This window comes from Pseudomonas sp. P135 (assembly GCF_020312125.1).
Classification (GTDB): domain Bacteria; phylum Pseudomonadota; class Gammaproteobacteria; order Pseudomonadales; family Pseudomonadaceae; genus Aquipseudomonas; species Aquipseudomonas fragariae.
Map to the genome: position 1 here is coordinate 131,541 of NZ_JAGPYR010000010.1, position 19,520 is coordinate 151,060.

The 19,520-nt window shown below is 61.5% G+C and carries 18 protein-coding genes; 12 read left to right on the top strand and 6 right to left on the bottom strand.

The features are described 5' to 3' along the window. The first annotated feature begins 136 nt into the window (after nt 1-136). From hflK (KBY08_RS16915) to cfaB, 5 genes are all read left to right on the top strand, one after another. Nucleotides 137-2,083 carry a protease modulator HflK gene (hflK, locus tag KBY08_RS16915; RefSeq protein WP_111522540.1) on the top strand — a complete coding sequence of 649 codons (1,947 nt, stop codon included), beginning with the start codon at nt 137-139 and terminating at the stop codon, nt 2,081-2,083. A gap of 11 nt (nt 2,084-2,094) precedes the next feature. Beyond that, the gene (gene hflC, locus KBY08_RS16920; RefSeq protein WP_003401340.1) at nt 2,095-3,129 is read left to right on the top strand and encodes a protease modulator HflC; all 1,035 of its coding nucleotides are present in this window, start codon (nt 2,095-2,097) and stop codon (nt 3,127-3,129) included. Further along, complete coding sequence (hflK, locus tag KBY08_RS16925) at nt 3,126-4,196, top strand: protease modulator HflK (protein ID WP_011269415.1); 1,071 nt, start codon at nt 3,126-3,128, stop codon at nt 4,194-4,196. The genes hflC and hflK (KBY08_RS16925) overlap by 4 nt, the downstream gene beginning before the upstream one ends. After that, nucleotides 4,193-6,157: a heavy metal translocating P-type ATPase gene (locus KBY08_RS16930; RefSeq protein WP_111522541.1), complete on the top strand. Its 1,965-nt coding sequence runs from the start codon at nt 4,193-4,195 to the stop codon at nt 6,155-6,157. Before hflK (KBY08_RS16925) ends, KBY08_RS16930 begins: the two co-directional genes overlap by 4 nt. Nucleotides 6,158-6,393: 236 nt before the next feature. Continuing rightward, nucleotides 6,394-7,581 carry a C17 cyclopropane fatty acid synthase CfaB gene (cfaB, locus tag KBY08_RS16935; RefSeq protein WP_024660266.1) on the top strand — a complete coding sequence of 396 codons (1,188 nt, stop codon included), beginning with the start codon at nt 6,394-6,396 and terminating at the stop codon, nt 7,579-7,581. Between the two features lie 46 nt (nt 7,582-7,627). Here cfaB and cls read toward each other — a convergent pair whose 3' ends face one another. Further along, nucleotides 7,628-9,067, bottom strand: coding sequence for a cardiolipin synthase (gene cls, locus KBY08_RS16940; protein WP_024641007.1), 1,440 nt, complete (start codon nt 9,065-9,067; stop codon nt 7,628-7,630). A 169-nt stretch (nt 9,068-9,236) separates the two neighbouring features. Here cls and KBY08_RS16945 point away from each other — a divergent pair, with 169 nt between their 5' ends. Together KBY08_RS16945 and KBY08_RS16950 are read left to right on the top strand one after the other, a co-directional pair. Then, a complete protein-coding gene (locus KBY08_RS16945; RefSeq protein WP_003316040.1) occupies nt 9,237-9,758 on the top strand; it encodes a DUF3617 domain-containing protein in 522 nt (173 codons plus the stop codon). 200 nt (nt 9,759-9,958) lie between these two features. Continuing rightward, a complete protein-coding gene (locus tag KBY08_RS16950; protein WP_024638986.1) occupies nt 9,959-11,185 on the top strand; it encodes an N-acetylmuramoyl-L-alanine amidase in 1,227 nt (408 codons plus the stop codon). 5 nt (nt 11,186-11,190) lie between these two features. On the opposite strand, the gene KBY08_RS16955 is transcribed toward KBY08_RS16950, so the two are convergent. After that, the gene (locus KBY08_RS16955) at nt 11,191-11,574 is read right to left on the bottom strand and encodes a hypothetical protein (RefSeq protein WP_024651559.1); all 384 of its coding nucleotides are present in this window, start codon (nt 11,572-11,574) and stop codon (nt 11,191-11,193) included. A 140-nt stretch (nt 11,575-11,714) separates the two neighbouring features. On the opposite strand from KBY08_RS16955, the gene zigA reads away from it, so the two are divergent. Continuing rightward, nucleotides 11,715-12,923: a zinc metallochaperone GTPase ZigA gene (gene zigA, locus KBY08_RS16960; RefSeq protein WP_058399163.1), complete on the top strand. Its 1,209-nt coding sequence runs from the start codon at nt 11,715-11,717 to the stop codon at nt 12,921-12,923. After that, nucleotides 12,923-13,573: a DUF1826 domain-containing protein gene (locus KBY08_RS16965; RefSeq protein WP_058822543.1), complete on the top strand. Its 651-nt coding sequence runs from the start codon at nt 12,923-12,925 to the stop codon at nt 13,571-13,573. The genes zigA and KBY08_RS16965 overlap by 1 nt, the downstream gene beginning before the upstream one ends. Nucleotides 13,574-13,576: 3 nt before the next feature. Here the strand turns inward: KBY08_RS16965 and KBY08_RS16970 are convergent, their stop codons facing one another. After that, entirely contained in the window at nt 13,577-13,951 is a 375-nt protein-coding gene (locus KBY08_RS16970) for a hypothetical protein (protein ID WP_011269409.1), read from the bottom strand. 52 nt (nt 13,952-14,003) lie between these two features. Between KBY08_RS16970 and KBY08_RS16975 the strand changes: the two genes are divergently transcribed. Next, nucleotides 14,004-14,975: a CobW family GTP-binding protein gene (locus KBY08_RS16975; RefSeq protein ID WP_058399177.1), complete on the top strand. Its 972-nt coding sequence runs from the start codon at nt 14,004-14,006 to the stop codon at nt 14,973-14,975. 136 nt (nt 14,976-15,111) lie between these two features. Here the strand turns inward: KBY08_RS16975 and KBY08_RS16980 are convergent, their stop codons facing one another. Continuing rightward, nucleotides 15,112-15,504, bottom strand: a complete 393-nt coding sequence (locus KBY08_RS16980) for a DUF3301 domain-containing protein (RefSeq protein ID WP_003401310.1) — start codon at nt 15,502-15,504, stop codon at nt 15,112-15,114. Nucleotides 15,505-15,622: 118 nt separating this feature from the next. On the opposite strand from KBY08_RS16980, the gene pdxY reads away from it, so the two are divergent. Continuing rightward, a complete protein-coding gene (gene pdxY / locus KBY08_RS16985; protein ID WP_024642075.1) occupies nt 15,623-16,489 on the top strand; it encodes a pyridoxal kinase PdxY in 867 nt (288 codons plus the stop codon). 47 nt (nt 16,490-16,536) lie between these two features. Here pdxY and KBY08_RS16990 read toward each other — a convergent pair whose 3' ends face one another. Beyond that, nucleotides 16,537-17,022 (bottom strand): acyl-CoA thioesterase, encoded by a 486-nt coding sequence (locus KBY08_RS16990; RefSeq protein WP_003316052.1) that lies wholly within the window; start codon nt 17,020-17,022, stop codon nt 16,537-16,539. A 291-nt stretch (nt 17,023-17,313) separates the two neighbouring features. On the opposite strand from KBY08_RS16990, the gene KBY08_RS16995 reads away from it, so the two are divergent. Beyond that, nucleotides 17,314-19,077: a cation:proton antiporter gene (locus tag KBY08_RS16995; protein WP_111522543.1), complete on the top strand. Its 1,764-nt coding sequence runs from the start codon at nt 17,314-17,316 to the stop codon at nt 19,075-19,077. 35 nt (nt 19,078-19,112) lie between these two features. Here KBY08_RS16995 and KBY08_RS17000 read toward each other — a convergent pair whose 3' ends face one another. Further along, nucleotides 19,113-19,520 carry an SMI1/KNR4 family protein gene (locus KBY08_RS17000; protein WP_003316056.1) on the bottom strand — a complete coding sequence of 136 codons (408 nt, stop codon included), beginning with the start codon at nt 19,518-19,520 and terminating at the stop codon, nt 19,113-19,115.

Consider the following 19,520-nt stretch of genomic DNA (forward strand, 5'->3'; position numbering starts at 1 on the left):
CGCACATTCGTTCAGCTAATAGTTCTGACGAAAGTTTCATTCCACGTGTTATATCGTAACGCTATGATTCACTGGCATTCAGATGCCAATGCAGGGCTCTCCAAAGGGCGATAAATAAGCGGGTGCCGGGGTAGTGATGCGGGTTGATTTGGATGAGCACGAAGGCCTTGACGGCCTGCCGCGTTTTCAAATGGCGGTGCAACAGGTTCGGCGTCTGGGACGATTGATGTATGTGACCGGTGGGGCAGGGGCGTTCGGGCTGCTGCTGGCGTTGTCCATCGATCTGTTTTCCCCCGGCTCTTTGTGGATGGCTGTGCTGTGCAACGCCTCGGCGGCGTTGTTTCTGCTCACGGCGGGCTTGCAGTCGGCGCGGCATGTCGCGCTGTGGCGGGCTCGCGCGCTGCGTTCGCCGGATGCAGACACCTTCGACGAAAGCCTGTCTGCTGCCGACGAGAGCGGCTGGTACGAGCGCCTGCTTGAACGGCTGAGTGACTCCGGCAAATCGCTGGTCAGGCATGTGGGCAGTTCGACCCTGTGGCTTGCCGCTTGGGCGGTGCTGGCGTTGATCGTCGTTCGCGCCTTCTGGAACCTGGCGCTGTTCGGCGCCGACCTCTCCACGGCTGGTAGCCTGGCCGGCAGTGTCATGCTGCTGTTGGCGTTCGGCCTGCTGGTCATCGAGCGGCAATTGAGCAGCGAGTCCGACAGTCAGTCGCCGGAGGCCGGAGCGCTGGCGCAACTGGTGCGCATGACGCTGATCGTCCTGCTGATCGGCGCGCTGTGCCTGTTTTTCTCCAGTGCAGAGCGTGTCTGGCCTGCGCGGCTGGCGGTATTGATCGGCCTGCTGCCGCTTGGCGTGGCGCTGGAGTTCCTGCTGCGTGCTGTGCTGTCGGTATTCAGCCCGCGCAACCCACGTGTGGAACCGCGCCTGCTGGCCGCCAGCTTCATCGCTGACCTGTTGCGCTGGCCACCGCGCCCGCTGCTCGCCCTGCAGCACGAGCTACACAACCGTTTCGGCATCGATCTGCGCCAGATCTGGGCCTTTACCTACATGCGTCGCGCCTTTTTGCCGGTGCTGGCGGTGGTCGCAGCGCTGGGCTGGGTGCTGAGCGGCGTGCATGAAATTCCCATGCAGGGGCGGGGCATTTATGAGCGCTTCGGCAAGCCGGTCGATGTGTTCGGACCCGGTCTGCATGTGGGTTTGCCGTGGCCGTTCGGGCGCGTGCTGGCGGTTGAAAACGGCGTGGTTCATGAACTGGCGACCAGCGTTTCGGCCGCCGACACTTTCGAGCAGACGCTGGACCCGGCCGAAGGCCCGCCGCCTGGCAGCGCCAACCGTTTGTGGGATGCCAGCCATATCAACGAAAAATCCCAGGTCATTGCCAGCAGTGCAGGCGACAAGCAGAGCTTTCAGATCGTCAACATGGACGTGCGGTTCGTCTACCGCATCGGCCTGACAGATGCCGCAGCCATGGCGTCGACCTATAACAGCGCTGACATTCCGGCCTTGATTCGCAGCACGGCCAGCCGCGTGCTGGTGCACGACTTTGCCTCGCGCACGCTGGATGAGCTGCTTGGCGAACAGCGCAGCGGGCTGGCCGATGACATCGGCAAGGCCGTGCAGGCCGATTTGCAGCGCCTGGACAGCGGCGTCGAATTGCTCGCCACGGTGGTCGAGGCCATCCACCCGCCCGCTGGTGCTGCCAATGCCTATCATGCTGTGCAGGCTGCGCAGATTGGTGCACAGGCGCTGATCTCCCGCGAGCGCGGCGCGGCCAGCGACAAGGCCAATCAGGCGCAGCTCAATGCCAGCGTGGCGCGTGATCAGGCCAGTGCCGCCGCCCGCGAGATTCTGGCCGGCGCACAGGGTGCGGACCTGCGCTTCAGTGCTGAACGTCAGGCCTATGCCAAGGCAGGCCAGGCGTTTTTGCTGGAGCAATACCTGGCCCAACTGACCGAGGGCCTGGGCAATGCGAAATTGCTGATACTTGATCACCGTCTGGGCGGCGACAGTGCGCCGACCATCGACCTGCGTACCTTCACCCCACCGGCAGACCCAACGGCGCCGCGTAAAGCCGTTCAGTAAGGAGTCGTCCCTTGAGTCTGTTCCATCATCACGATCACGCCGACCACGATAGCCATGACAGTCACGGCCATGGCGGCCACGGTCATCACCACCACCATCATGGCGCGAGCGGCCCCGCCGCGTTCCCCTGGCGACGGGCAAGCCTGGCTGCGCTGCTGATCGCGTTTGCGATTGCGGCAGCGAGCCTGGTGCAGGTGCGTTCGGGCGAGGCGACCGTCGTCACGCGCTTCGGCAACCCGTCCCGCGTCCTGCTGGAGCCTGGCCTCAACTGGCGCTGGCCGGCACCGTTCGAGGCGACCATCCCGGTGGATCTGCGCCTGCGTACCACCTCCAGCGGTCTGCAGGACGTCGGTACCCGCGATGGCTTGCGCATCATCGTGCAGGCCTATGTGGCGTGGCAGGTGCAGGGCGATGCCGACAACGTGCAGCGCTTCATGCGCGCGGTACAGAACCAGCCCGACGAAGCGGCGCGGCAGATCCGCACCTTTGTCGGCTCGGCGCTGGAAACCACGGCGAGCAGTTTCGACCTCTCCAGCCTGGTGAATACCGACGCGAGCAAGGTGAATATCACCGCCTTCGAAAATCAGCTGCGCCAGCAGATCGATCAGCAACTGCTGGCGACTTACGGGGTGCGTGTCCTGCAGGTTGGCGTTGAACGGCTGACCCTGCCGTCGGTGACGCTCAACGCTACGGTGGACCGCATGCGCGCCGAGCGCGAGACCATCGCCACCGAGCGCACCGCCGTGGGCAAGCGTGAGGCGGCGCAGATTCGTTCCGCCGCCGAGCGCGACGCACGGATTGTCGAAGCCGATGCTACGGTCAAGGCGGCCGATATCGAAGCACAGTCGCGGGTTGAAGCCGCGCAGATCTATGGGCGTGCCTATGCGGGCTCGCCGCAGCTCTACAACCTGCTGCGCTCGCTGGACACGCTGGGCACCATCGTGACGCCGGGCACGCGTCTGATACTGCGCACCGACGCTGCGCCGTTTCGCGTGCTGGTGGACGGCCCGCCGACGCTGGATGGCAAGAGCGGAACGCAGCCATGAGCCAGCCGCTCGACGAAGCTGTGGCGCAGCGCCCGCCGGTAAACAGCCCTTGGTTGCAGGCGAGTCGTCTGGCGTTTCTGGGGCTGTATGGCGTGACACTGCTCGCCGCGCTGGCCTGGGCGACGTCCAACATACGCCAGATCGATCCACAGAATCGCGCGGTGGTCATGCACTTCGGCGCGATCGAACGGGTTCAGAACGCAGGATTGCTGGTCGCCTGGCCGCAGCCATTCGAACAGGTGGTGCTGCTGCCTTCGGCTGATCGGGTGATAGAGCGGCGCGTGGAAACCCTGCTGCGTTCGCCTGCCGCGTTGAAGGCCGATGAAGTCGCGACCCTGTCGGCACCCATGAGCGATGCACTGGCAGGCTCAGGTTTTCTGCTGACTGGCGATGCCGGTGTGGTGCAACTGGACGTCACGGTGTTTTACAAAGTAACTGACCCCACTGCCTTCGTGTTGCAAGGCGAGCATGTATTGCCCGCGCTGGACCGACTGGTCAATCGCAGCGCTGTAGCGCTGACTGCAGCGCGGGATCTGGACACCATTCTGGTTGCCCGTCCCGAGCTGATCGGTGCTGACAGCCAGGCCGCCGAGCGCCGTGAGCGGCTGCGTGGCGACCTGGTGCGCGGCATCAATCAGCGTCTGGCCGAGCTCAAGGCGACCGGCATGGGCATCGGTGTGGAGGTCGCTCGGGTGGATGTGCAGTCGAGCCTGCCGACCTCGGCAGTCAACGCGTTCAATGCCGTGCTGACGGCCAGTCAGCAGGCCGATCAGGCCGTGGCCAACGCGCGCACGGATGCCGAAAAGCTGACCCAGACCGCCAATCAACAGGCCGACCGAACCCTGCAAGTGGCGCACGCACAGGCGTCCGAGCGTCTGGCCAAGGCGCAGGCGGCCACCGCAACGGTCGTCAGCCTGACGCAATCGGCCGAAACCCGCAGCGACCCCGGTCTGCTGCAACGCCTCTACCGTGAACGCGTACCGGCCATTCTGCATCAAGCGGGTTCGGTGACCACCGTCGACCCCAAAGACGATTCCCGCCTGATCATTCAGGGAGCACCACAATGAGTGGCGAAGCCGTTCACACCCACGACGCCGACCAGCCGCAAGCGCCTGGCAGTCTGCTGAGCAGCGCCGAGCAGCGCAGTGCGGCCCGGCAACTGACCCTCGCGATGCTGGCCTTGGGCTTGCTGGGATTGGGACTGGTCTGGCGGTTTTTCGCCCCGGAGCAGGAAGGTGTCAGCCAGTTGCTGTTGGGCGCTGCATCACTGTTGGTAGCGATACCGGTGATCAGCGCCGGCTGGCACAGCCTGCGGCATCCGAGCCTGCACGGCATCACCGATCAGTTGATTGCGCTGGCGATGCTCGGTGCCTGGGCCACCGGTGACCTGATGACCGCCGCCTTGCTGCCGATCATCATGATCTTCGGGCATGTGCTGGAAGAGCGCAGCGTGATCGGCTCGCAGGAGGCCATCGAAGCGCTGGGACGCCTGACCCGCAGCCAGGCGCGTTTGCTGGGCGCCGACGGCAGCGTGCGCGAGGTCGACAACGCGACGCTCAAAGCCGGCGATCAGGTGGAAGTGCGGGCGGGCGACCGGGTTCCGGCGGACGGTCGGGTACTGTCCGGGCAAGCCAGTCTGGATACGTCGTCGATCACCGGCGAGTCGGTCCCTCTGGAAGCCATCGTCGGGGTCGAGGTGTTCGGTGGCGCCATCAATCTGGACGGCCTGCTACGCATCGAAGTGACCCGTATCGGCGATCAGTCCACGCTGGGCAAGGTCATCGCGCTGATGCAGAGCGCGGAGCGTTCCAAGCCGCCTATCACGCGTCTGCTGGAGCGTTACGCAGGCAGTTACATGGTGCTGGTCTTGTTGATCGCGGCGCTGACCTGGTTCATCACTCAGGATGCGCAGGCGATGCTGGCGGTGCTGGTCGCGGCCTGTCCCTGTGCGCTGGTGCTTTCGGCCCCGGCCACCGCCATCGCAGGTATTGCGGTCGCGGCGCGGCACGGCATTCTGATCCGCAGTTCGGCGTTTCTTGAAGAACTGGCGGACCTCAACTCACTGGTTGTGGACAAGACCGGTACCCTGACCTACGGCCGCCTGCGCCTGCAGTCCGTGCAGGCCGAGGGCCCACAGCATCCACAATTGCTGGAGCTGGCCGCGAGCCTCGGGTCGGCCAGCAGCCACCCGGTGAGTCGGGCTTTGGCCGGGCTGGTGGACAATGCCCGACTGTTGCCGCTGACCGACACCCGAGAGCGCCAGGGCCTGGGTGTAGTGGCCTCGACCGGGCAGGGCGATGCGGCATTGGGCCGCCCGGAGTTGTTCGCACAGATGGGCATCGTCACGCCTGCCGTCCCGGCACATGACGGCCCGCTGGCCGGGCTGTCGCTGGATGGGGTTTTTCTCGCCTGGCTGCTGCTCGCCGACAGCGTCAAACCCGAAGCGCAGGCGGCACTGTTCGAATTGCGCGGGCTGGGCCTGGGCCGACAATTGCTGTTGACCGGTGACCGGCAGAGCGTGGCCGACAGCCTGGCGCACGATATCGGCATCGCCGACGTTCAGGCGCAGGCGTTGCCCGAGGACAAGCTCAACCGCGTCATGGGCGAGATTGCCAATGGCTTCCGGCCGATGGTAGTGGGCGACGGGGTCAACGATTCACTGGCCCTGAAGGCGGGCGTGGTCGGCGTGGCGATGGGCGCGGGCGGGGCGGATATCGCGCTGGCGTCTGCCGACATCGTGCTGATCGGCAGCGACCTGCGCCGCCTCGGCACCTGCGTGCGACTCAGCCGTCAGTGTCGTCAGACCCTGCAGGTCAACGTCATCATCGGACTGGGCTGGACGCTGGCCATCGTGGCACTCGCCGCCTTTGGTCTGCTTGGCGCTGCGGGCGCGATGGTCGCAGCTATCCTGCACAATCTAAGCACCCTGTTGGTATTGGGCAACGCCGGACGTTTGCTGCGTTTTCAGGAGCCATTGCTCAAGCTCGAGGACGCGGGCGTGCAGCATCAGGGGTCGCGTTTGCGCTGAGGGTCAGTGCGTCAAATGGCTTGAGATTTGACAAAATCTGTTACAGATTAAGCGCTATGTTTCATTGCATGATCCAGATTCAGGCTGACTCTCGGCTCGAATCAGAGGGCACAGGACTGTTCCCCCGCGGTTGATTCATAGCAGTTTTGCCGTCGCCAATGCCTTTTCGGGCCCTTTTGCAGGGTCCTTGCTGGATTACTCTTTTTTGAGTCTCTGGATAAGGGGGTGATTTTGAAATGCTTACACAACTTCCAACGACCTTGCAGAATCTTCATCTGCCGTTGCGGCTCCGGCTCTGGGACGGTCATCAGATGGACCTCGGGCCTTCGCCCAGCGTCACGATAGTCGTCAAGGATCCGCAACTGGTCTCCGACTTCAGCCACCCCAGTCTGGGCCTGCTTGGCAGCGCGTTCGTGGAGGGTAGGCTGGAGCTGGAGGGTTCAATCAGCGAAGTGGTCCGGGTCTGCGATGAACTGACTCACGCGCTGGTGGACGATGACGACAGCGCAGGCAATCCGGTCCGGGTCGAGCATGACAAGGACACTGACGCGGCGTCGATTGCCTACCACTACGATGTTTCCAACGACTTCTACCAGCTCTGGCTCGACAGGGAGATGGTCTACTCCTGCGCGTATTTCAAAACCGGCGACGAATCGCTGGAGCAGGCGCAGCAGGATAAATTCCACCACCTGTGCCGCAAGCTGCGGCTCAAGCGCGGTGAGTACCTGTTGGACGTCGGCTGCGGCTGGGGCGGGCTGGCGCGTTTTGCGGCTCGTGAATACGGCGCGAAGGTCTTTGGCATCACCCTGAGCCAGCAACAATTGGCGCTGGCCCGCGAACGCGTGCAAGCCGAAGGTCTGCAGGACAAGGTCGACCTGCAACTGCTCGACTATCGCGACCTGCCGCAGGATGCGCGCTTCGACAAGGTGGTCAGTGTCGGCATGTTCGAGCACGTCGGGCACGCCAACCTGCCGTTGTATGCGCAACGCCTGTTCGGTGCGGTGAAGGAGGGCGGCCTGGTGATGAATCACGGCATCACCGCCCGGCATACCGACGGTCGTCCTGTCGGGCGTGGTGCCGGCGAGTTCATCGATCGCTATGTTTTCCCCAATGGCGAGCTGCCGCATATGGCCATGATCAGCGCCCAGATCAGCGAAGCCGGGCTTGAAGTGGTCGACGTAGAAAGCCTGCGCCCGCACTACGCGAAAACCCTGGAGCACTGGAGCGCACGACTGGAATCCCGGCTCGACGAAGCCGCGCGCATCGTGCCCGAACAGACCCTGCGCATCTGGCGGCTGTACCTCGCAGGCTGCGCCTATGGATTCACCAAAGGCTGGATCAACCTGCACCAGATACTCGCCGTAAAACCCTTCGCCGACGGCAAGACCGGACTGCCACTGACGCGTGAGGATATTTATGGGTGACGTCCCGTTTAGCCCCTCAAGGCAAGCAGCGTAGCGAGCACAGGTCTCACAGAATCGGTGAAATCAGCCGCGCCACGCGCATACCCAGTTGATGCAGACGCCGCGTTTCGTGGCTTTCCTGTACGGAGATTTCGCGGGCGAGGTTGAAGTCGGCGGTGAGCATGGATTCCACCTGGCTGGAAAAGTCGCTGTCGACGGTCAGCAGCATCAATTCGAAGTTGAGGCGGAACGAGCGGTTGTCGAGGTTGGCGCTGCCGATGGCGGTAATCTCGTTGTCGACCAGGACGACCTTCTGATGCAGGAAGCCCGGTTCGTAGCGGAACACCCGTACGCCGGCACGCACAGCATCGAAGGCGTACAGACTTGAAGCGGCGTACACCACGTAATGATCGGGGCGCGACGGCAGCAGCAGGCGCACGTCCACGCCGCGCAATACCGCCAGGGTCAGCGCAGCGCTGACGGCTTCGTCAGGTATGAAGTAGGGGCTGGTGATCCACACGCGCTCTTCGGCAGCATGGATGGCTTCAACGAAGAACAGCGAGCAGGTTTCCTGCGCATCAGCCGGGCCACTGGTCAGCAACTGGCAAAGCACACCGTCTTCGGGAAATTCATCAGGCAGGCTGAGCGGTGGCAGTTCGCGGGTGGCCCAGAACCAGTCCTCGGCGAACGACTCCTGCAAGCAGGCGACCACCGGGCCGATGACTTGCACATGAGTGTCGCGCCATGGGGCCAGCGGCGGCTTCAGCCCCATGTATTCATCACCCACGTTATGACCGCCTATATAGCCTTTCAGGCCATCGACGACAACGATTTTGCGGTGATTACGGAAGTTGATCTGAAAGCGATTGAGCCAGCCGCCGCGTGTGGCGAAGGCTTTTATCTGCACGCCACCGTCGCGCAGTTTATCGATATAGACGCCCGGCAAGGCGTGGCTGCCGATACGATCGTAAAGCACAAAGATCGCTACACCTTCGGCGGCTTTTTCCAGCAGCAGCGACTGCAGCTCGCGGCCGAGTTTGTCGTCATGGATGATGAAGAACTGAATCAGGATGGTCTTTTTCGCTTCACGGATGGCCTGAAAAATCGCCCCGAAGGTTTCTTCGCCGTTGATCAGCAGCCTGACCTTGTTGTTGGCCAGCGCCGGCATGTTGCCCAGCTTGGGCATTGCCCGCAGCGCCGCATAGGCATCCGATCGACGCGCAGCCACGGCCTCTTCCATCCATGGCCGCCAGTTGAGGCTGCCGATCGCGATCCGCATTTCCTGGTTGGCCTGGCGACGCGCCTTGATGTACGCATCGAATGAGCTTCGGCCGAACACCAGATAAGGCAGCAAGGTGAAATAGGGAATGAACAGCAGCGGCATCGCCCAGGCAATTGCGCCTTGGGAAGTCCGCACGGTCAGCAATGCATGGATGGCGGCACCTGTACCGAGTAAATGAATGAAACCCAGGACGTAACCGAAAAAGTACGGGTCGTGATAATCCATGTGGAACAATGCTCCTCGCCTTTGCTGCCTAACAGACCACAGCTGAACAGGAATGTCGCTATTTAATTCCGGGTGCAACTGGGCGACATGTGTGCCGTCTAAGGTTTATCTTTTGGCTGGATTATTCCAGTCTCGTTTTCATCCGCAATGCCCGATCAGGAATCTTGAAATGAACAAACGTATGTTGGCTTGGATGTTTTGTCTGGCGGCTCCTTTGGCTCAGGCGCAGATGCTGCAACCGGGGTTGTGGGAGCTGACGTCCAGCAATATGAAAGTGGACGGACAGCAGCTGCCGGACATGCAGTTGATGCTGGGGCAGCTGCAGAATCTGCCGCCCGAGCAGCGTGCGATGATGGAACAGATGATGAAGAAGCAGGGCGTCACACTGGGCGGCAAAGGTGTGAGGGCCTGCCTGACTCAGGCGCAGGTTCAGTCGGACGACATTCCCCTGACTGACCCGGCATCCGGATGCACGCAAAAGATCACGGCGCGCAACGGCAAGACCTGGAACTTCCAGTTCAGCTGCCCGAAAGCCAAGGGCACCGGGCAGGCGCAGTTCCTGAGTGATCGCGAGTTCACCACCAACGTCGTCGGCACATTCAACGCCACCGGTCAGCAACAGAACGGCAGCATGGACACCCGCGCGGTGTGGCTGGGGCCGCAATGTGGCAACGTTGCCCCGCGTACCTGATCAAATTCAGAGAGTTATGTTCCACGTGGAACACGCCGCGCAGAGGTGATGAATTTTTGTCGCCTCTGACAGCGTTTCAGATGACTTAATCTTCATGAAGGGCCTCATCTTTCGCTCGTAACTGCATGTTATATTGTTACTAATGATGTGGATGAACCCTTCGTGAGCCGGGATGCTCAATTTGCTCTTTGAGACGTTCCATGCACCGACGCCAAGTGTTGCTCAACATGCTGCTGGCCAGTGCGGCCCTGACGTTGCCGTTGGGTGCCTACGCCACGCAGATTCGTAACGCCCGTCTTTGGCGTACCAACGACAAGCTGCGACTGGTCCTCGACCTGAGCGGCCCGGTGCAATACAAGACCTTCACTCTGACAGCTCCCGACCGCCTGATCATCGACGTCAGCGGTTCGCGGCTGACCGGCGACTTCAGCCAATTGGCGCTGGACCGTACCGTCATAAAATCGATTCGCTCCGGGCACTACGGCCAGGGTGACGACACGCGCATCGTGCTGGACCTCACCGCACCGGTACAGCTCAACAGTTTCCTGCTTGGTCCGGAAGGCGGGCAGGGGCATCGGCTGGTGCTGGACATGAGTTCCACGGCTCATGCGCCTGTGCAGATGGCTGAGCTGCCGCCGCCAGTGCCTGTGCCGATCCCGACCAGCAAGGCGCACACCGGACGCGACATCATGGTGGTAGTCGATGCCGGTCATGGCGGTAAGGATCCTGGCGCTGTTGGTTCGCGGGGTGAGCGTGAAAAAGATGTGGTGCTGTCCATTGCTCAGTTGCTGGCCAGACGCTTGAAGCGCGAGAAGGGCTTCGACGTACGTCTGGTGCGCAACGATGACTTTTTCGTACCGCTGCGCAAGCGCGTCGAGTTCGCGCACAAGTCCAACGCTGACATGTTCATCTCCGTGCATGCCGATGCTGCGCCTCGGCTGACGGCATCGGGTGCGTCGGTGTTTGCCCTTTCCGAAGGCGGAGCAACGTCGGCAACCGCGCGTTTCATGGCTCAGCGGGAAAACGGTGCGGACCTGCTGGGTGCCACGTCGCTGCTGAATCTGAAGGACAAGGACCCGATGCTCGCCGGGGTGATTCTCGACATGTCGATGAACGCCACCATTGCGGCCAGCCTGCAACTGGGTCACACCGTCCTGGGCAGTCTGGAAGGCATCACCACGCTGCATCAGAAGCGCGTTGAACAGGCCGGTTTCGCCGTTCTCAAATCACCGGATGTGCCGTCGATTCTGGTCGAGACCGGCTTCATCTCCAACAGCCGCGACAGCCAGCGCCTGGTCACGGCGCGTCATCAACAGGCCGTTGCCGATGGTCTGTTCGATGGCCTGCAGCGCTATTTCCAGCGTAACCCGCCAGTCGACTCGCACATGGCCTGGCTGCAGGCGCAGAAGCAGGAACAGCCGGTCTGATCGGCTCAGCGGCAGCCATTCAAGCGGCTGCAGGTGATCTTGCTGCGCGTGCCGCTTGAGCTGGATACCCGGGTGATTGTCGTCCAGCCCACACGCTGCACAGTGCCTACCCAGGCTTCGCCATCAGAAGCCAGCCCGGTAAAAAACGTCAACTGGCCATAGCGACTGTTGGTCTGCGCCCAACGGCGCTTGTCGAGTACCTCGTAGCCCTTTAACCACGTCGTTGATCCGGCGGCTGCCACGCTGTAGCTATTGCCCTGCGCATCGTTGCACGCCAGCAGCGTCGCGCTGCGGGTACAGGTAGCGAGGTCGGCGGAGGGTCTTGGTGGTGCAGCCATCAAATGCGTGCTGATCAGCATCGCCATCAAACCTGTCGAAACCCGTCTCATGAAGATCCCTTCACCAAGGCCATAGCTATTTCGGCTTGTTATACTATAACATCCTGATGTGATTGGAGTGGGCTGCCAGAGGGATTCGTCGCAGCCGACATGAACAAGGTTCAAGCCTTGCAGCTGCCTGGAGAATCCTGATGGCAAATCTTCTACCCGTTACCGTTCTGTCCGGTTTTCTCGGGGCCGGAAAAAGCACTTTACTCAATTACGTGCTGCGCAACCGTGAAAACCTGCGGGTTGCGGTGATCGTCAACGACATGAGCGAGATCAACATCGACGGCAGCGAAGTTCAGCGTGATGTCAGCCTCAACCGCGCCGAAGAAAAGCTGATCGAGATGAGCAATGGCTGCATCTGCTGCACCTTGCGCGAGGATCTGCTCGAAGAGGTCAGCCGCCTGGCACAGGACGGTCGTTTTGATTACTTATTGATCGAATCCACGGGAATCTCCGAGCCGTTGCCCGTGGCTGAAACCTTCACTTTCCGCGACGAGGCCGGCAAAAGCCTGATGGACCTGGCGCGCCTGGACACCATGGTCACCGTGGTCGATGGCGTGAACTTCCTGCTCGATTACGAGGCCGCAGACGGCTTGTCCACACGCGGTGAAACCATGGGTGAAGACGATGATCGCTCGATTACCGACCTGCTGATCGAGCAGATCGAGTTTGCCGACGTCATCCTGCTTAGCAAGATCGACCTGATCAGTTCCATTGAGCGTGAAGAGCTGATGGCGATCCTCAAGCGCCTCAACCCGGAGGCCGAGATTGTGCCGATGGTGATGGGTCAGGTGCCGTTGGCGACGATTCTCAACACCGGGCGCTTTGACTTCCAGCGTGCTTCCCAGGCACCGGGCTGGCTCAAGGAAATGCGCGGCGAACACATGCCGGAAAGCGAAGAGTACGGCATTGCATCAACCGCCTATCGTGCTCGCCGGCCGTTCCATCCGGAGCGCTTTTTCGATTTCATCAATCGTCCCTGGAGCAACGGCAAGCTGCTGCGCTCCAAAGGCTTCTTCTGGCTGGCCAGCAAATACAAGGATGCGGGCAGCTGGTCGCAGGCAGGCGGTTTGATGCGCCATGGCTTTGCCGGGCGTTGGTGGCGTTTCGTGAACCGCGACAGCTGGCCCGAGGACAAGGAAAGCGTCAGTTCCATTCTGGAGAACTGGTCGACTGAGACTGGCGACTGTCGGCAGGAACTGGTGTTCATCGGCCAGAACATTGATTTTGCGCGGCTGACCGCCGAGCTGGACAACTGCCTGCTCACTGATGCGGAGATGGAGGCGGGTGTCGAGCGTTGGCGTGCGCTGGCCGATCCGTTTGGCGAATGGCACGCAGAGGTGGCTGCCTGATGCTGGCCTATCGTTTTAAACCTGAAACCGCAGTCCGGCAGGTACAGGGCGCTACGCCCGATGTGTTGAGCGAGATTCTGCAGGATGGCGTCAACCTGGCGCTCTGGCAGCGTCAGTTGCCTGCGCATATAGAAGATTTCGGTGCCTTGCTGCTGTCGATGGGTGAGCCTCTTGCCGAGTCCATGACCCTGGAAGTGCAGGGCGGCGAGGTCGAGCCTGACCTGAGCGCGCTGGCATCGGGCTATTCCGACCTGCTGGGCTATCAGGGGTTCATTGCCGACGTTTCCTGGCTGGTCAGCGCCTATGCCTGTCTGCTGGGTGCCGAATGCGTTGGCCTGCGCCTGCGGGTGCTCGACAAGGCCATGTGCCCGCGCTTCCATGTCGACCACGTGCCGGTGCGTCTCATCACCACTTACGGCGGGGTTGGCAGTCAATGGCTGCATGAAGGGGTGATGGACCGCAAACAACTGGGGCGTCTGGACGCCGAGCCGACGGATGCTGCCCATATCCAGCAGATCAACAGCGGTGAAGTGGCGCTGCTCAAGGGCGAGCGCTGGCACGGCAATGAAGGTTTTGGTCTGATCCACCGCTCGCCGCAACTGCTGCGCAACGAGCGCAGGTTGATTCTGACGCTGGACTGGCTGGCCTGAGGTTCAGTCAGGCGTTAGCCACTGCCCCTTGCTCTGGCCTTCGCAGAAGGGCTTGAGGTACAGCGCATCACCGGCGACGCCGTAATAGTGGATGTGCTCGCGATACGGCATATTGGCAACCTGCGCATTGCGGCAGACGCCGAACGCACCTGTCGGGCACTGTTGCGAATAGACGGTCTCAGTCTTCTGCCCGGCCAGTTGCGGCTGGCAGAAGCTGTCGTGAAACAGGTTTGCCGGGATGTTGATATTTTCCTGGCAGACCTTCACGTCGAGCCTTTCGGCCTGGCTGTGGACCAGGCACGCTTCGGCCCACGCTGAGCCGCAAGACACTGTCAGCAGCATCAACGCCAGGCGGGCAGACAGCCGCATTACTTGCATCGTTATCCTTCCTTGCTCTTCAATGAACCACGCATTCGCCAAAAGTGATCTCATGCTGCAAAACATACCGACGCATGTCATCGGTGGCCCGCTGGGCGCCGGCAAGACCAGCCTGATCAAGCGCCTGCTGGCGCAGAAACCTGCCCATGAGCGCTGGGCCATACTGATCAACGAGTTCGGGCAGATCGGCCTGGACGCCGCGCTGCTGACTACGGATGCCGATGGTATCGCACTTGGCGAAGTGGCTGGCGGCTGCCTGTGTTGCGTCAATGGCGTGCCCTTTCAGATCGGCCTGGGGCGTTTGTTGCGCAAGGCGCGACCGGACCGTCTGTTGATCGAGCCTTCGGGGCTGGGCCATCCCGCGCAGCTGATGACGCAATTGCGCGAAGCGCCGTGGCGCGGCGTCCTGGATGTCCAGCCCGGCGTGGTGGTGCTGGACGCGCAGGCAATGCTCGCCGGACAACCGTTGCCGAGTACTCAGCAGGAAGCCCTGGCGCATGCCGGGCTGGTGGTCATGAACAAGTCCGAGCAACTGGATGATATCTCTCGTCAGGCATTGACCGAACAGTTGCTGCCGCACGCCTTGATCTGGACCCGACACGGCGAGCTGCCCCTGAGCCGTGTGCCGGGGTTCGCCAGTGGCACCGCTGTGGATAAACAGGCTGTGGATAAGCTGATGCTGCCCAACGGCGTCGGCCACTTGCCCGCGCTATGGACCGACCCGAAGTTGCCGATCTGTCTGAGTCAGGTCAGTGCTGAAGGCTGGAGCATCGGTTGGCGCTGGCATCCCTCGCAGCGCTTCGACCTGCAGCGCATCCTGCGCTGGCTGGAAAGCTTTGATTGGCGACGGGCGAAGATGGTTATCCACAGCGAGGGCGGCTGGTATTCCGGCAACGTCGTTGATGGTGCTCCGCTGGCCTGGCAAATCAGCGAATGGCGTCAGGACTCACGCCTGGAATTGATTTTTTCCACCGCGCAGGATGTGGATAAGTTGCAGGCGCAGATGCTGGAGTGTCTGGCGTGACAGGTGTCAGTTGATAGCTGAGGGCAGGACGCAGAGCGTCCGGAACGGCATGCCAACGCGGAGCATTGGCACGATAGTCAGTCGGGTTCAGGCATGGACATGAGCGCTGAATCGCGGCGACGAGCGTCGTGCGCGGCTACTGCTTCCATTTCTGATGCGATTGACGCCATTCGCTCATCTGAATAACTTCAGCGCTGGGCGGTGGTGTTTTGATTTCAAACGGGTAGGGTGCCAGTTCGATTTGCGCAGTGTGCGCGCCGAACAGGGTGATGGTGCCAGGGTGACGTTGCTCGCCGGTCACCGTGAACTCGAAGCCATACACCCGGGCCAGGCGTTTGCGGCCTTGAGCGTCGCGGGCGAAGGTCAGGCGGCGCAGGGCAACCGCGTCGTCCAGCAGTTGCAGTTCGAGGCGTGCGCAGTGCTGCTTGACGCGTGCCAGGGCCTTTTCGCGCAGACCATGGGCGTGCCACCACCAGGCCGCGGCGCTCGCGAACAGCATCAGCACGAAGATGTTTCCCAGGGTCAGCATGACGGAGTGCTCCAGCGTAGGAGTCGTCAGCTTAACTGTCCTGAGTGATTTACAGCCATACTGCGCGACTTATATTTCTCATTATTGCATTTGCATCGTGTTCAGGATTCCGCCCCCCATGAAACGTACGCCTCATTTGCTCGCTATCCAGTCCCATGTGGTATTCGGCCACGCCGGCAACAGCGCAGCGGTGTTCCCGATGCAGCGTATCGGGGTCAACGTCTGGCCGCTCAACACGGTCCAGTTCTCCAACCACACGCAATACAAGCAGTGGACCGGCGAAGTGCTGGCTCCGCAGCAGATTCCTGCGCTGATCGACGGCATTGCCGCCATCGGCGAGCTGGGCAACTGCGATGCGGTGCTGTCGGGGTATCTGGGCAGTGCGGCGCAGGGCAGGGCGATCCTCACGGGCGTGGCACGTATCAAGGCGGCCAATCCGAAAGCGCTGTACCTGTGCGACCCGGTGATGGGCCATCCTGAAAAAGGCTGCATCGTTGCGCCCGAAGTCAGTGATTTCCTGCTGCAGGAAGCGGCGGCCATGGCGGACTTCATGTGCCCCAATCAACTGGAGCTGGACAGCTTCTCGGGTCGTAAGCCCGAATCACTGCACGACTGCCTGGCGATGGCGCGTGCCTTGCTGGCGCGTGGTCCCAAGGCGATTGTGGTGAAACACCTCGATTACCCCGGCAAGGCCGCCGATGGCTTCGAAATGCTGCTGGTCACCGCCGAGGCGAGCTGGCACCTGCGCCGCCCGTTACTGGCGTTTCCGCGTCAGCCGGTCGGCGTGGGTGATCTGACCTCCGGTTTGTTTCTGTCGCGTGTGCTGCTGGGCGACGATCTGGTTGCCGCGTTCGAGTTCGCTGCGGCCGCCGTCCACGAAGTGCTGCTGGAAACCCAGGCCTGTGGCAGCTATGAACTGGAACTGGTGCGCGCTCAGGATCGTATTGCGCATCCGCGGGTCAGGTTCGACGCCGTGCGTCTGTAAACCCGGCTGCCATCGACGACTCGGGCATCCGTGCCCGAGTCTGCCTCTTACAACGCTTCTTCCTTGATGTCCTGATAGCGCTTTTCCAGTTCCTGACGAATCTGGCGGCGTTGCTGCGCCTGGATGAAACGCCGCTTGGCATCGGCCGATTCGGGCTCCAGGGGCGGGACGCTGGCGGGCTTGCGATTGTCGTCCACGGCAACCATGGTGAAGAAGCAGCTGTTGGAATGGCGTACCGAGCGCTCGCGGATATTTTCGGTGACCACCTTGATGCCCACCTCCATGGACGTGTTGCCGGTGTAATTGACCGAGGCGAGAAAGGTCACCAGTTCACCGACGTGCACCGGCTCACGGAAAATCACCTGGTCTACCGACAGCGTCACCACGTAGCGTCCGGCGTAGCGGCTGGCACATGCGTAGGCCACTTCGTCCAGGTACTTGAGCAGCGTGCCGCCGTGTACGTTGCCAGAGAAGTTGGCCATGTCCGGGGTCATCAATACAGTCATCGACAGCTGGGCGTTTCCGGGTTCCATAGCGTACTCACACGGTCAAGGTGTTCAAGGGGCGCCTATGCTGGCGCTCAAGGGGCTTGCGACAGTTATCGGGACGCTGGCCAGCAGGCGGCCGTCACGCGTCATAACTATCTGTTTCCATATATTGCACCGCCTTTATGTCGAAGGGGGCGGTGTTAACCTGCAAAAACCTGTGGATCGGGTCTTTTCCTGCGTCTTTATCTGATTTTAGTGACGAAAAGGATAGCTGTCGCCCTGTAGGGCACGGCGATATCGGCTTGCAACGTCATCATCACAAGGAGCTTCGCCATCATGCATGCCATCAATTTCATTCAGGACCTGGCAGTGATCATGCTGGTGGCCGGTGTGGTGACCATCCTGTTCCATCGACTCCGGCAGCCGGTCGTACTTGGCTATATCGTTGCCGGGTTCATCATCGGTCCGCACACCCCGCCATTCAGTCTGATCCACGACGAAGAGACCATCAAAATTCTGGCCGAACTGGGGGTGATCTTCCTGATGTTCTGCCTGGGGCTGGAGTTCAGCCTGCGCAAGCTGTTCAAGGTCGGCGCCACGGCGTTCATCGCGGCCTTCCTGGAAATTGCCCTGATGATCTGGATCGGTTACGAGATCGGGCAGTTCTTTGGCTGGAAAACCATGGACTCGCTGTTTCTCGGCGCGATTCTGGCGATTTCTTCCACCACCATCATCGTCAAGGCGCTCAACGACCTGAAGATGAAGAACCAGCGCTTTGCCCAGTTGATCTTCGGTGTGTTGATCGTGGAAGACATTCTCGGTATCGGCATCATCGCGCTGTTGTCCGGCATCGCTGTCAGCGGCTCGGTCAGTTCCGGCGAAGTGTTCTCCACCGTCGGCAAGCTGTCGCTGTTCATGATTGTGGCGCTGGTGATCGGGATCCTTGTGGTGCCTCGACTGCTGTCCTATGTCGCCAGATTCGAAAGCAATGAGATGTTGCTGATCACCGTGCTGGGCCTGTGTTTCGGCTTTTGCCTGCTGGTGGTCAAGCTGGAATACAGCATGGTACTGGGCGCCTTCCTGATCGGCGCGATCATGGCCGAGTCGCGTGAGTTACTGAAGATCGAGCGCCTGATCGAGCCGGTTCGCGACATGTTCAGCGCGATCTTTTTCGTCGCCATCGGTTTGCTGATCGATCCGGGCATCCTGCTGCAATACGCTTGGCCGATCGCCGTCATTACCGTTGCCGTGGTGCTGGGCAAGATGCTGTCCTGCGGGCTGGGCGCTTTTATCGCTGGCAACGATGGCCGTACCTCGCTGCGCGTGGGCATGGGACTGTCGCAGATTGGCGAGTTCTCCTTCATCATCGCGGCGCTGGGCATGACCCTGCAGGTCACCAGCGACTTTCTGTACCCGGTGGCAGTCGCCGTATCCGCCATCACCACCCTGCTGACACCCTACCTGATTCGTGGCGCAGACCCGTTGTCGCTGAAGCTGGCGGCGATCATGCCCCGGCGCGTTGCGCGGGTGTTCGGCATGTACGGCGAGTGGCTGCGCAGCATTCAGCCGCAAGGCCAGAGTGCAGTGCTGGCCGGGATGATCAGGCGGATTCTCTTGCAGGTCGGCGTCAACCTGGCGCTGGTGATGGCGATCTTTTTCAGTGGTGGTTACTTCGCCGAGCGTCTGGGCGGCTACATGAGCGAATGGGTGAGCGATGTCAGCCATCAGAAAGCCTGGATCTGCGGCGCTGCACTGCTGCTGTCACTGCCGTTTCTGATTGCCGCGTACCGCAAGCTCAAGGCGCTGTCGATGCTGCTGGCCGAGATGGGCGTGAAACCCGAGATGGCGGGCCGGCATACCGTGCGCGTGCGCAAGGTCGTGGCCGAGGTGATTCCGTTGTTGTCGCTGGTGGTGATTTTCGTGATGCTGGCGGCGCTGTCGGCAAGCATTCTGCCCGCCAACGAACTGCTGCTGGTGGTCGCTCTGGTTGCTGCGCTGGTCGCTGCATTGCTGTGGCGCTGGCTGATCCGTGTGCATACACGGATGCAGATTGCGTTGCTTGAGACGCTGGGGAATCATCCGGAATCCCCCGGGCATTAGCGCCCGGAGATCCTTCAAACGCGTGGCGGGGTGTCTCAGCTTTCCAGCCAGACATCCCGGGCCCAGTGCCAGACCGACTCCCAGCTGTCTTCGGTGACCAGTTCTTCTTCGGCGGACCACAGCAATACAGTGCCGTCTTCCTCGACGCAGTAGTAGTCGTCACCGTCCTGACAGATCGGGATCAGCTCGCGTGGTACGCCCAGGTCCCAGGCCGTGGCGGCCACGTCTGGCAGGTAGGTGTGCGACTGCGGGTCGGTCACTGTGACGGGTTCAAGGCTGCCATACACCACATCGCTGACTGTCAGGAGAAATTCCTTGAAGACAAACGGAATGTTGATGAACAGCTGTTCCTCGATCTCGACCAGTTGGTCTTCGTCAGGCAGCTCAAGCGGAACCGGAACCGGTTCATTTGCTTCACGCAGTTGTTCAATGACTTCTTCCAC

Bases quoted from the DNA above. Each gene is read 5' to 3' on its own strand.
- KBY08_RS16970 (WP_011269409.1), bottom strand. From the start codon at position 13,951: ATGCAAGTAATGCGGCTGTCTGCCCGCCTGGCGTTGATGCTGCTGACA.
- hflK (WP_011269415.1), top strand. From the start codon at position 3,126: ATGAGCCAGCCGCTCGACGAAGCTGTGGCGCAGCGCCCGCCGGTAAAC.
- KBY08_RS16950 (WP_024638986.1), top strand. From the start codon at position 9,959: ATGCACCGACGCCAAGTGTTGCTCAACATGCTGCTGGCCAGTGCGGCC.
- cls (WP_024641007.1), bottom strand. From the start codon at position 9,067: ATGGATTATCACGACCCGTACTTTTTCGGTTACGTCCTGGGTTTCATT.
- cfaB (WP_024660266.1), top strand. From the start codon at position 6,394: ATGCTTACACAACTTCCAACGACCTTGCAGAATCTTCATCTGCCGTTG.
- KBY08_RS16980 (WP_003401310.1), bottom strand. From the start codon at position 15,504: ATGCTGACCCTGGGAAACATCTTCGTGCTGATGCTGTTCGCGAGCGCC.
- zigA (WP_058399163.1), top strand. From the start codon at position 11,715: ATGGCAAATCTTCTACCCGTTACCGTTCTGTCCGGTTTTCTCGGGGCC.
- KBY08_RS16930 (WP_111522541.1), top strand. From the start codon at position 4,193: ATGAGTGGCGAAGCCGTTCACACCCACGACGCCGACCAGCCGCAAGCG.
- hflK (WP_111522540.1), top strand. From the start codon at position 137: ATGCGGGTTGATTTGGATGAGCACGAAGGCCTTGACGGCCTGCCGCGT.
- KBY08_RS16965 (WP_058822543.1), top strand. From the start codon at position 12,923: ATGCTGGCCTATCGTTTTAAACCTGAAACCGCAGTCCGGCAGGTACAG.
- KBY08_RS16955 (WP_024651559.1), bottom strand. From the start codon at position 11,574: ATGAGACGGGTTTCGACAGGTTTGATGGCGATGCTGATCAGCACGCAT.
- KBY08_RS16995 (WP_111522543.1), top strand. From the start codon at position 17,314: ATGCATGCCATCAATTTCATTCAGGACCTGGCAGTGATCATGCTGGTG.
- KBY08_RS16945 (WP_003316040.1), top strand. From the start codon at position 9,237: ATGAACAAACGTATGTTGGCTTGGATGTTTTGTCTGGCGGCTCCTTTG.
- KBY08_RS16990 (WP_003316052.1), bottom strand. From the start codon at position 17,022: ATGGAACCCGGAAACGCCCAGCTGTCGATGACTGTATTGATGACCCCG.
- pdxY (WP_024642075.1), top strand. From the start codon at position 15,623: ATGAAACGTACGCCTCATTTGCTCGCTATCCAGTCCCATGTGGTATTC.
- KBY08_RS16975 (WP_058399177.1), top strand. From the start codon at position 14,004: ATGCTGCAAAACATACCGACGCATGTCATCGGTGGCCCGCTGGGCGCC.